At 54.9% G+C, this 10,559-nt stretch carries 12 protein-coding genes; 2 read left to right on the forward strand and 10 right to left on the reverse strand.

Going from position 1 to position 10,559, the window contains the following annotated elements:
* Positions 1–28: 28 nt before the first annotated feature.
* From P6M73_RS15175 to ytvI, 5 genes are all read right to left on the reverse strand, one after another.
* Positions 29–1,210: a class I SAM-dependent rRNA methyltransferase gene (locus P6M73_RS15175; RefSeq protein WP_277853858.1), complete on the reverse strand. Its 1,182-nt coding sequence runs from the start codon at positions 1,208–1,210 to the stop codon at positions 29–31.
* Positions 1,203–1,943: a 2-phosphosulfolactate phosphatase gene (locus tag P6M73_RS15180; RefSeq protein WP_277853859.1), complete on the reverse strand. Its 741-nt coding sequence runs from the start codon at positions 1,941–1,943 to the stop codon at positions 1,203–1,205. Before P6M73_RS15180 ends, P6M73_RS15175 begins: the two co-directional genes overlap by 8 nt.
* Positions 1,940–2,866, reverse strand: coding sequence for a tRNA modification radical SAM protein MnmL/YtqA (gene mnmL, locus P6M73_RS15185; RefSeq protein ID WP_277853860.1), 927 nt, complete (start codon positions 2,864–2,866; stop codon positions 1,940–1,942). The genes P6M73_RS15180 and mnmL overlap by 4 nt, the downstream gene beginning before the upstream one ends.
* Positions 2,866–3,654 (reverse strand): HAD family hydrolase, encoded by a 789-nt coding sequence (locus P6M73_RS15190; RefSeq protein ID WP_277853861.1) that lies wholly within the window; start codon positions 3,652–3,654, stop codon positions 2,866–2,868. The genes mnmL and P6M73_RS15190 overlap by 1 nt, the downstream gene beginning before the upstream one ends.
* A 125-nt stretch (positions 3,655–3,779) precedes the next feature.
* Entirely contained in the window at positions 3,780–4,838 is a 1,059-nt protein-coding gene (gene ytvI, locus P6M73_RS15195) for a sporulation integral membrane protein YtvI (RefSeq protein WP_277853862.1), read from the reverse strand.
* A gap of 290 nt (positions 4,839–5,128) precedes the next feature.
* Between ytvI and P6M73_RS15200 the strand changes: the two genes are divergently transcribed.
* Positions 5,129–6,037: a radical SAM protein gene (locus P6M73_RS15200; RefSeq protein ID WP_277853863.1), complete on the forward strand. Its 909-nt coding sequence runs from the start codon at positions 5,129–5,131 to the stop codon at positions 6,035–6,037.
* Positions 6,018–6,284, forward strand: coding sequence for a hypothetical protein (locus P6M73_RS15205; protein WP_277853864.1), 267 nt, complete (start codon positions 6,018–6,020; stop codon positions 6,282–6,284). The genes P6M73_RS15200 and P6M73_RS15205 overlap by 20 nt, the downstream gene beginning before the upstream one ends.
* A gap of 153 nt (positions 6,285–6,437) precedes the next feature.
* On the opposite strand, the gene P6M73_RS15210 is transcribed toward P6M73_RS15205, so the two are convergent.
* From P6M73_RS15210 to P6M73_RS15230, 5 genes are all read right to left on the reverse strand, one after another.
* A complete protein-coding gene (locus tag P6M73_RS15210) occupies positions 6,438–6,860 on the reverse strand; it encodes an ATP cone domain-containing protein (protein WP_277853865.1) in 423 nt (140 codons plus the stop codon).
* Positions 6,861–7,291: 431 nt separating this feature from the next.
* Positions 7,292–7,999, reverse strand: coding sequence for a helix-turn-helix domain-containing protein (locus tag P6M73_RS15215; protein WP_277853866.1), 708 nt, complete (start codon positions 7,997–7,999; stop codon positions 7,292–7,294).
* Between the two features lie 51 nt (positions 8,000–8,050).
* Complete coding sequence (locus P6M73_RS15220; RefSeq protein WP_277853867.1) at positions 8,051–8,509, reverse strand: DUF3783 domain-containing protein; 459 nt, start codon at positions 8,507–8,509, stop codon at positions 8,051–8,053.
* The gene (locus P6M73_RS15225) at positions 8,509–9,024 is read right to left on the reverse strand and encodes a peptidylprolyl isomerase (RefSeq protein ID WP_277853868.1); all 516 of its coding nucleotides are present in this window, start codon (positions 9,022–9,024) and stop codon (positions 8,509–8,511) included. Before P6M73_RS15225 ends, P6M73_RS15220 begins: the two co-directional genes overlap by 1 nt.
* 442 nt (positions 9,025–9,466) lie before the next feature.
* Positions 9,467–10,540, reverse strand: coding sequence for an ArsR/SmtB family transcription factor (locus P6M73_RS15230; protein ID WP_277855795.1), 1,074 nt, complete (start codon positions 10,538–10,540; stop codon positions 9,467–9,469).
* Positions 10,541–10,559 lie beyond the last annotated feature (19 nt).

The following is a 10,559-nucleotide window of genomic DNA, read 5'->3' on the forward strand; positions in this document are numbered from 1 at the left end:
ACAACTGATTCACGACACCGGAAATTTCCTAGAACACCTGGAAGATGAAGAACTTGAGGTAATAGGATTCATCCGAACTCATAAGGATCGGATGGTCGGCGCTCTGGGTGCGGAATTCGACCTGGCGCAGGATGCGGCCGGCGGCGGCCGCGGCTTCGGCAATGGTGCGGCGCAGCATGTCTTCCTTCATGAAGTGGGAACAGGAACAGCTGATGAAGTATCCGCCCGGCTCCACCATGCGGATGCCGCGCAGGTTGATTTCGCGGTAGCCGCGCACCGCGCCGGATACCGAGCCGCGGGACTTGGTAAAGGCCGGCGGATCGAGGATGACTACCTGATAGGTCTGTCCGGCACGCGACCAGACGGGCAGGACGTCAAAGGCATTGTGGGCTTCAAAGCGCACGGTATCTTCCAGCCCGTTGAGCCGCGCGTTGTCGCTGGCCATGGCGACGGCATCCTCCGAGATGTCAATGCCCAGAACGCTTTTCGCTCCGGCTATGCCGGCATTCAGGGCAAAGGAACCAGTGTGGGTGAAGCAGTCCAGGACGGTTCGGCCCTTCACCAGACGGTGGATCGCCTGCCGGTTTTCCTTCTGGTCAAGGAAAAAGCCGGTCTTCTGTCCGTTCATCAGGTCGACCCGGTAGCGGACCCCGTTCTCCGTCATGGTGATGACCGGATCAAAGGGTTCGGTCAGGAAGCCCTTCCAGGGGGTCATTCCCTCCAGCTCCCGCACCTTGACGTCACTGCGCTCGATGATGCCTTTGGCTCCAAAGTCCTCGCGCAGGATGCGCACGACATCGTCCTTGAAGCGGTCAATGCCCAGCGCCAGGCTCTGCAGTACAAAATAATCGCCGTAGCGGTCCACGGTCAGACCGGGCAGGAAGTCCGACTCGCCGTAAATCAGACGGTAGGCTTCTTCCTGCGGCATAATGTCGCGGCGGTAGGTTTCGGCTTCCCGAAGGCGGCGGCGAATCAGGGCAGTGTCCACCGCTTCCTCCGGATCACGGGTCATAATCCGGACAGAGATCTTGCTGACGTCATTGATGAAGCCGCGGCCGACAAAGTGACCCCGGGCATTCACGACGCTGACGATGTCGCCGTTCTCATAGGTTCCGCTGTAGTTTTCAATTTCATCGGTATAGATCCAGGGGTGGCCTTTTTCCGCCGCATGGGTCTTGCCGGGCGTCAGGTGGATCACGCAATCAGGCATATGGATTCTCCTTTTCATGGGCAGGTGTTTTTTCCCAGGTGACCAGTCCCTCCCGGTACCGGGGTACAACGTCCAGCCGATTGGGGCGCAGGGCGTAGTTCAGGTCATCCTGAAGACCCAGTTCGCGCAGACGGCCGTAATGGACCGACTCGGTCAGGGCCGGGTGGATTTCCGGGCAGGATTCATAGAGCAGGCGGGCAGCCAGGGCCAGATCCGTCAGCGAAACGGCGCCCCGGGCTTCGTGGAGCATGGCTCCGGCGGTGATGAAGTCATCCAGTGAAAACAGACCCATGGTGCCGGCATTGAGCAGCAGGATGTCTCGCCCGGACTCCAGCGCCCTGGTCATGACTGCCCGGGCATTGAGCAGGCAGCCGATCAGAACCTCGGAGGCGCCGGCGGTGCGCAGCAGGGTGCGGGTTCCGTTGGAGGTCGTCATGACCAGGTCGCGGCCAAAGACCGTTTCCGTGGTATATTCCAGCGGGGAGTTGGACAGGTCAAACCCTGGAATTTTCAGGGCATGGCGTTCTCCGCCCAGCAGAAGGCCGGGCTGGTCGTCCCGCAGCCGGAGCGCTTCCTCGGGCTCCATGACGCAGCGGATGGAACGGGCACCGTTGGCCAGAGCCGTCACCATGACGGTGGTGGCGCGCAGGGTATCGATGACAATCACCGTTTTCCCCGGCAGCTGCTCGGGATGAATGGCTTCGTGGCTTGGCAGAATAGAACACTGGATCATCTGATTTCCTCCCTCAGGCTGCCCTGGATGATGTCCCGGCGGGTCAGCTCGCTGTCAATGGCATTCAATATTTCCCACTTCTTCAGGGACCACATCGGTCCGATCAGCAGTTCCCGGGGACTGTCTCCGGTCAGGCGGTGCACCACCATGTCCGGGGACAGCAGGCCGATGGCGTCACAGATCAGCGTGATGTATTCGGCCTCTTCCAGGAACCGGAGACCGCCGCTCTGGTACACGCTCTCCAGTGGGGTATGGCGCATCAGGTGGAGCAGATGGAACTTGACTCCCCGGCTGCCCTGATCGCGCACATAGCGAACGGTTTCCAGCATGTCTTCCCTGGTTTCGCCCGGGAGGCCGAAGATCACATGGGTGACAGCTTCGATGCCGGCCCGGGTGAGCCGCTCCATGGCGGACTCATAGACAGACCGGTCATAGCCGCGGTTAATCCGGCGGGCGGTCTCGTCATGACAGGTCTGGAGGCCCAGCTCAACCCAGAGATAGGTCCTCTGAGAAAGCTCCTGCAGCAGGGCGATGATCCCATCGGACAGGCAGTCCGGCCGGGTGGCGATGGCCAGTCCGACCACGCCGGGCTGGGCCAGTGCTTCCTCATAGCGTTCCCGGAGGCGGTCCGGGGTGTCATAGGTATTGGTAAAGGCCTGAAAATAGGCAATGTACTTGCCGCTGGTCCACTTGTCCGACAGGGTGCGGCGTACCGTCTCGAACTGTTCGGTCAGGGAGCTGAGCCGGTCGCCGGCAAAATCGCCGGAACCGCGTTCCGAACAGAAAATACAGCCGTCGAAGGACAGGGTGCCATCCCGGTTGGGACAGGAAAATCCCCCGTCCAGGCTGATCTTCATGACTTTTTCCCCGAATCGTTCCCGCAGGTCATGATTCAGGCTGCGGTAGCGCTTTCCCGACCACATTACAGAATCCCCAGCTGCCTGAGCGCATGCAGGACGCCGTCCTCTTCGACGGAAAGGGTCACCAGGTCGGCTATGCGCTTGAGGTCCTGCGCTCCGTTGCCCATGGCCACGCCGATATCGGCATACTCGATCATTTCGATGTCATTGTAGTTGTCGCCAAAGGCAATGAGCCGGGCACGGTGCTCCGGATCCAGATGCTGGCGGACCGCTTTCAGGCCATCCCGCTTGGTGGAATGGGACAGCGTGATATCAAAGGAATCCGGGGAGGGCTGAACCAGGACGGTAATCCCATGATCGGAGAAATCCTCCATGGCTTCGATGTCCGCCATACGACGGAAAGTCACCGTGATCTTGTTGACTTCCAGTCCGGCGGAATCACCCAGGGGAAGAAGGTAGGCCGGGTCGATGCCGAAGCGCCGGACATAGTCGTCGTCGGCGGGAAGGGGCTGGTTGGTGTAAAGTTCCAGGCCGCACTCCAGGTACAGCACCGTATCGAACTGACCCAGGCGCTGCAGGATAAAATCCAGAGTGTCCTGAGGAAAGAAAACATTGCGGATCTCCCGGTCCCCTACGGTCACGTAGGCTCCGGCACAGAGGGAATAGCCGTCGGGTTCCATATCCCGGATCACCTGGGGCAGGCTGCCGTGGGAGCGGCCGGTGCAGATGAAATAGCGATCGCCGCGGTCCCGCAGGGTCCGGAGCGCCTGGCGAAATTCAGGGGTCAGCGTGTTGATGCCCTTGCTGTATTCCAGCAGGGTGCCGTCCACGTCAAAAAACAATAAATTCATGGGGGTCCTCACTTTTTTATAGGCTGCAAACTCAGTGTAACACAGAAAAACAGACGGAACGAGCCGTCTGTTGTCTTCCGGTCCCGCCCGCGGGCAGGGCGGCTGCGGGGCGGTCGGGCCGCTGGTCAGCGCAGCACATTGATGACTTTGTCGTCATTGAGCTTCTTGAAAATGGTAATGGCCAAAGGCAGAATGAACATGCCTACGATGCCGAACAGGCGAACGCCGACGTACAGGCACATCAGGATAATGATGGGATGAAGACCGATCTGGTCACCCACCACCTTGGGTTCAATGGACTGGCGCACGACAAAGATGATGGCGTAAAGAATAAACAGGCCGATGGCCAGCTGGAAGTTCCCCAGAATCAGGTTGTAGACAACCAACGGAATCATGACCGTTCCGGTTCCGATCACCGGCAGAGAATCCATCAGGGCAATCAGGAACGCCAGCACGATGGCATTGGACAGCCCGAGGATGGAAAAGCCGATGGACAATTCGATGAAGGTGACCCCGATGATGATCAGATATGCCCGGATGAACCGGAAGGCCGTATGGCCGATGTTGTAGATGATGTTTTCATAGATATGGAGCGTCCGGTCACTCATCTGACGGCGCAGGAACGCTTCAATGCGGTCCAGGTCCAGGGTGAACATGACGGAGGAAACAATAATGAAGACGGTCTTTACAACCAGGGAGGTCAGTGTGCCGGCCACGCCGGTGAGACTGTTGATGACGGTGTTGGAAGCTTTCTCCACAAAGTTGAGGAGCGTCTGATTAATGCTCTGGTAACTGGCTTCGGCAAATTCCCGCAGGTTGGGGAAGCGGTCCGTAATGTTGAACATCAGGTTACTGATGGCCGGCTGAATTTCCTTCATGTAGAGGTCCGGCAAGCGGTTGAAGAAGGTCCGGATCAGGTCGGCGATCTTGGTTCCGCCCAGGAGCAGCAGCGCCACCAGGAGCAGATAGAACAGGATCAGGCTGATGATATGAACCACGCGCAGTCCGACGCCCTTGACCGGAATCAGCTTGGAAACGGACCGGACCATGATGGCGATGACCAGACCGATCAGAAACGGCCCGAACAGTGGCACGACATACTTGGCCAGGAAAAAGGAAATCAGGCCAATGATAAATAAATAGGCGAACTGGATGATGAAATTTCGTCGTTTTTCTACATTCATGTCTGATCTCCGTATGCTCGGCAGTGCGGCAGGGGCTGAACCGGACAGGTCTGCCGGGAATCCGGTCCGACACTGATTGATTCATTCTCCCTTGTCACCATTGCGCTGGTTTGATAGGATAGGTTCAGGCTGTGTCCCGCGGGGACAGGCCAACCCTCAATGATCTAATTATACACTATATGGCGACCAATAGAGCATCCCTTTCTCCCCTTTTCAGCCCCTGCGCGAATCGCAAGGAATCCGAAACGGGATCCGAAATGGGATTTACAACGGGATCCGAAAGGAAAATCATGAATCCATGCAATCAATGTCCCCGGGCCTGCGGAACCGACCGGTCCCAAAAGCCCGGCCTGTGTCTGGCAGGGGAAGAACCCCTGCTGGCCAAAATCATGCTGCACCAGTGGGAAGAACCCTTCCTCACCGGCGAAGGCGGTTCCGGCGCCCTGTTCTTTTCCGGCTGCAATCTGCGCTGTGTCTTCTGCCAGAACCAGACCATCAGCCATGAACTCAAAGGCCGAACCTGCTCGAAGGAAGAACTGATCGACATCATGTTCCGCCTCAAGGAGCGCAGGGCAGTCAATATCAATCTGGTTACTGCCGCCCACTTTACCCGTCAGCTCGTTCCGGTGCTGCGGGAAGCCCGAGCCCGAGGCCTGAATCTCCCCGTGGTCTGGAATTCCTCCGGTTACGAATCCGTGGAATCGCTTCGTCTGCTGGACGGGTTGATCGATGTTTACCTGCCTGATTTCAAATATATGGATCCCGCGCTGGCTCTGCGCTATTCCAGAGCCGAGGATTACCCTGCCGCGGCCAGGGCGGCCATCACGGAAATGGTCCGCCAGACCGGGCCGCTCCGCTTCCAGGATGATCTTCTGATGGGCGGCACCGTGGTTCGTCACCTCGTCCTGCCCGGACATGCCGATGATTCTCAGTCGGTACTGGCCTGGCTGGCGACGACCTTTGGCCATGACATTTTCCTCTCCATTATGAATCAATATACACCCTGCGGCGATCTAAGTGCCGTGCCGGAGCTGAATCGCCGGCTCACAGCTGCTGAATATGACGAAGTCGTGGACTACGCGCTCGCATTGGGCATCGAAAATGCCCTGCTACAATCGGAGGAGAGCCAGACTCTGGATTATACCCCCGACTTTTCCGTTTCGGAGGAAGGCCTGAGCGATGCTTCTGACGCAAACTGAAGCCATTCTGGTGCTGCTGGCGGCTGCCGGTTCCATCCTCCACCTGCTGGTCCGGATGAAGCGGCGGCGCCGTCTGGCAGATCTGGCCTTGCTGGCGACACTGGTCCTGAGCTCTGCCCTGCTCCTGGTGGAGATCCTCGTCCTGCATCTGCCCTTGCTCGATGTCCTTCTGGCAATTGCCACCGGCAGCCTGATCGGACTCCATCTCCTGCAGAGCCTTTTCCCCGGACAGAACCCCCTTCCCTGATAACAACGCATACTGCTGCGAAGTTTTCTGATCGCAGCTCTTTCTTTTTGTAACGCATTCTTTTCGCAACGCAAACCATGGCACCGCTGACTCAGGCAGTCAATGGTGCCATGGTTTTTGTTAATTTGCAGCGTAAGGATGCCGGGGTATGGTTTACCAGTCTCTGGATTTGTAGTGCTCAGTTTTCATTTCTCCGAATTCGTCGGTGCTGTCGCTGGGTTCTGACGGGGCCGGCTGTTCCGGCAGGGCTTCATCCTGGTGCTTGGCCAGTTCTTCCAGATGCCGCTTGGGGTCGTGACTGCCGGGCTTCTTGCCCTGATCAAAGGCTTCCAGAACCTGCGGGTACCCGAAGTTCTTGATAACTTCCCGGACCAGATCCCGGATTTCCAGGGCTGAGGTCACTCCATTTTCACCGTGACGCTCGATCAGCGTACGTTCCACATCCTGCGACATGAGTTCCGCTTCTTTGTGGTTCAATTTAAGTCCGGTGTCTTCTGATGCATTCATTATGCTCGTCTTTATTTTTTCCGGAATAAAGGGCTGTCGGTTCCCTTTTTTCTTAATTACTGTTAACATAGCCGCCTCCTGAAAATTCTGTCGTAAGCCAATTCGTTCTTATCTACATTTTACAACGCAACCGTTGATGGAATCTCATAAAAAACCGATTTCACATATTGTTAACATGCAAATTAGACTCATTATTATTATTAATCTATCATTTTCAAATCGGTTATTTCTATGTTGAAAATGTTGCTTATTTTTAAAAGCTGACCTTTTTCCCCGGAGTTATACACAATATCCCTAATTTATGCACAAAAACTGGGGATAACTTTTTAGTTATCCCCAGTTTCCTGCATATTCCATTTTCAATTTGATCATGCTAAATTGTTGAGCGCGAATTTTTTGGGATTCCATATATTTTCCGAACGAAATTTTTCGGTTATTAAACCACTAACATCCGAAAAAGCATACCCAATGCATGGACTTATCCCCAGGCTGTCTCAGGATCAGAGCAGCTTTGTTTCAACCCGAACGAAATGAAGGAGAGCCTTCACACTTTTCTGCGAAACGGTTTCTGAGATCTCCCGATCCTCGCGGCGAAGCAGAAGTACGTTTCCGTTGCCCAAAAGCTTCACTTTTCGAATTACATTCCGATTGCCCAGGACGATCAGGTAGAAGCCGTTCTGACTCAAATCGCGCAGGGGCGCTCCCAGCAGTTCGCTGCCATGCAAGATTCCATAGCCGGCCAGGTCATTGGAATCCTGGCGGATCAGGACGGCCTTATCCGCAGTCAGCCCATGGATCCGGCCGTTTTCCACCGGATACAGGCGCTGTCCGACCGCCTGCTCGAATGCCGGCCCATACACCGGGACGGACTTGAGATTGCTGCCAAACGCCTGATCCCACACTTCATTGCGCGGGGCGGACTGGGCGGAGGGTTCCGCCTTGCGGGGAGCTTCCTTGATCCGGCTCTGGCGCTGGATTTCCTTTTCTTCCTTGAAAACAGCGCTTTCAAACGAATCCAGGCCGAGCTCCGAGACATTTCGTCCCAGGACCTTGGAAAATCGCTGGATCATCGCTTCATTGACAACCCGTCGCCCCAGTTCTACGTCGATGAGAAAGCTTTCGGATACCCCGATCTTTTTGGCCAGGGCTTTGGGTGAGAGTCCGGCTGCTTCTCTGACTTTCTTGATATTTTCTCCTACACGACTCATGCTGATGGTCTGCTCCTTCGTCTGTCTTCAATGAGTTGTGACAGATCCTGCTTACTGCATAGAGGATCCGTCGTCGGATTCTGTCTGTTCCTGAGCGCGGCGGGCTTCTTCGGCCTGATTTTCCCGGATCAGGTTTTCCCGGTATTCTCTGGAATTCTTCAGATTCCAGTCACGATCCTGAATCAGGTGTTCGGTGAGCAGGAATTCAAAACTCCAGTCGTAGGAATTATCAGTCACTGCCGCAATGATTGGGCGTACCGGGAAGGTGGAACGAATCCCCGTCACGCCTGCTTTCAGTTCTTCATCCGAGTAGCCATTGAAGATGACGACTCGTTCCGGAGGAAGCTCCGCGCTGGCCGGTGTTCCCTTATTGTCAATCAGATCCCGGATCAGACCGCCTCCATTTTCCTGATGAATCAGAACCAGTTCGTGACCCATCAGCTGGAGCCGCGCCAGATCCATGGAATCGAGTCCATGAACCAGGAGAACTCTGCGCTGATTGCGTTCCATTACCGCTTCACCTCCGGCTCGTCCATCTCGTCGGCGCCTTCCACGGTAACCTTCTCCATGATCTGGTCTTCCAGCGGACGGTCCTGAGCATTTCTGCGAACACCGACAATTGCGTCGCAAGCCTCCATGCCTTCAATTACCCTGCCAAATGCGGCATACTGTCCATCCAGATGAGGCGCGCGTTCCACCATAATGAAGAACTGCGATCCCGCCGAATCCGGATGCATGGAGCGGGCCATGGAGAGAACCCCCTTGTCATGTCTCAGGGCATTGTCAAATCCGTTGCCGGAGAATTCTCCGCGGATGGAGTAGCCCGGTCCGCCCATTCCGGTTCCGGTCGGATCTCCGCCCTGGATCATGAAGCCGGGAATGACGCGATGGAAAATCAGTCCGTCATAGAAGCCTTTTTTGACCAGACTGACAAAATTTTTCACGGTATTGGGCGCGAATTCCGGATATAATTCCGCTTTCACCACACTGCCGTTTTTTAATTGTATTGTTACGATTGGATTCATTTGAGTTCCTCCTGAAAATTTGTTTTAAATTTTGTACCTATTCTATTATATGGCATATTATGACTCAGACCAAATGAATAAGTCTTGAACAACCTCTTCTGCTTTATCCGGGGTTCGTCTGGCTTAATTGGCAGGCCACAACTTAGTATAGTGCTAACCCTCGTTACATTGATCTTTTTACTGACTTACATCTTTACCTTGACCCGATGAATCGAATCACGAGAAGGTATTTATAATCATCCCTCAGACTGTCAATCTGTCGGAATGACACCTGACTGTTCAGCACCAACAGAAGTATCCCCTTTCGCCAACAGGAGTGTCCCCATTCTCTGCACAGTGATTCATCTTGACTGACAAACCCCAAATGTCTGATGGGAACCGCTGCACCCTTAATCATAGGGAGCGATCACAAAGGGACCGCCAATTGGCGGTCCCTGATGAATTATTGGATTGGTGGGGATTCCGGTTCGGCCAAAGCCTGCCGGATCAGTCGGGTGGCGTGTTCCAGATCGCGCAGCACCTGATCCCGGTTCAACCGGTAGTACATGCGGACGCCGGATTGACGAACCGTTACCCAGTGTTGGGAAATGATGTAGTTCATATGATGTGAAACGGTCGGTTTGGTCAGATCAAGCCTTTCAGCAATTTCCTGGCCAAAATGATCGCCTTCCGCAAGGAATTGGAGAATCATGAACTTGGAGTTCTCAGTCAGGTTGCCCAGCTGGACCAGGGCCTTTTTCAGGTCCTCATCCGAATCTTCTTCCTGCAGGGCAAGCTCACTGTTCGGTCCGAGCATGAGAATGACTTCACCGTCCTTATCCAGACTGATGTATAACGTGACCATGGCCGAAGATGTCACCTGGATGGTATCAAAGGAACTGAAGTCATAATATTTCTCGAATTTGCGCAGGAACGCTTCCGGATCCTGTTCGATTTCCGCTTTTACTTTCTGGTTCCAGCCCTCCAGAGCTCTTGCCCGTTCGACCATAATCTTACGGTAGAGCGGAATGCAGGCACTGAATGCCATTGCCAGTTTATCCAGATAAGCCTGTTTATTGCGCACCAGCAGGTACAGCTCCCATTTCACTTCACTGGGAATCTGGCTTTCTTCCAGCATGGTGAGCATTTCCTCATCCGAGTAAATCGGATCGGCCACCTCCTCCTGCTCATCCGACTGGTCACGCAGCAGAATCGTCAGCACACGGCTGATCTGCAGCCGGGTTTCTTCCGGTGTCATTCTGACCATGGCTTCGAGGAAGGACTCGATGGTGGGGTATGAGAACAGGGTATCCGGGGGCAGAATATAACTTGGCTCAAACAAATAATTGGTATAGGGAGCGAGCAGTTTAAGCAGCTCGGAATTCTCCTGATACTGCTCCATCATCCATTTTTCGAAATCACTGATTCGCGGCAAACCGGACTCTTCTCTTCGTTCCATGACACGCTCCGCATTCCGGAACATCCATAAACTGAAGAAAAAATCCATGACTTCACCGGGTTCAGTGGCAAAATTCATATTCAAAGACGTTCTCCCT

It is taken from the genome of Anaerococcoides asporogena (genome assembly GCF_029590275.1).
Taxonomy (GTDB): domain Bacteria; phylum Bacillota; class Clostridia; order Clostridiales; family Clostridiaceae; genus JG1575.

Bases quoted from the DNA above. Each gene is read 5' to 3' on its own strand.
- mnmL (WP_277853860.1), bottom strand. From the start codon at position 2,866: ATGTGGTCGGGAAAGCGCTACCGCAGCCTGAATCATGACCTGCGGGAA.
- P6M73_RS15220 (WP_277853867.1), bottom strand. From the start codon at position 8,509: ATGGAACGCAATCAGCGCAGAGTTCTCCTGGTTCATGGACTCGATTCC.
- P6M73_RS15205 (WP_277853864.1), top strand. From the start codon at position 6,018: ATGCTTCTGACGCAAACTGAAGCCATTCTGGTGCTGCTGGCGGCTGCC.
- P6M73_RS15230 (WP_277855795.1), bottom strand. From the start codon at position 10,540: ATGAATTTTGCCACTGAACCCGGTGAAGTCATGGATTTTTTCTTCAGT.
- P6M73_RS15180 (WP_277853859.1), bottom strand. From the start codon at position 1,943: ATGATCCAGTGTTCTATTCTGCCAAGCCACGAAGCCATTCATCCCGAG.
- ytvI (WP_277853862.1), bottom strand. From the start codon at position 4,838: ATGAATGTAGAAAAACGACGAAATTTCATCATCCAGTTCGCCTATTTA.
- P6M73_RS15175 (WP_277853858.1), bottom strand. From the start codon at position 1,210: ATGCCTGATTGCGTGATCCACCTGACGCCCGGCAAGACCCATGCGGCG.
- P6M73_RS15200 (WP_277853863.1), top strand. From the start codon at position 5,129: ATGAATCCATGCAATCAATGTCCCCGGGCCTGCGGAACCGACCGGTCC.
- P6M73_RS15210 (WP_277853865.1), bottom strand. From the start codon at position 6,860: ATGTTAACAGTAATTAAGAAAAAAGGGAACCGACAGCCCTTTATTCCG.
- P6M73_RS15190 (WP_277853861.1), bottom strand. From the start codon at position 3,654: ATGAATTTATTGTTTTTTGACGTGGACGGCACCCTGCTGGAATACAGC.
- P6M73_RS15225 (WP_277853868.1), bottom strand. From the start codon at position 9,024: ATGAATCCAATCGTAACAATACAATTAAAAAACGGCAGTGTGGTGAAA.
- P6M73_RS15215 (WP_277853866.1), bottom strand. From the start codon at position 7,999: ATGAGTCGTGTAGGAGAAAATATCAAGAAAGTCAGAGAAGCAGCCGGA.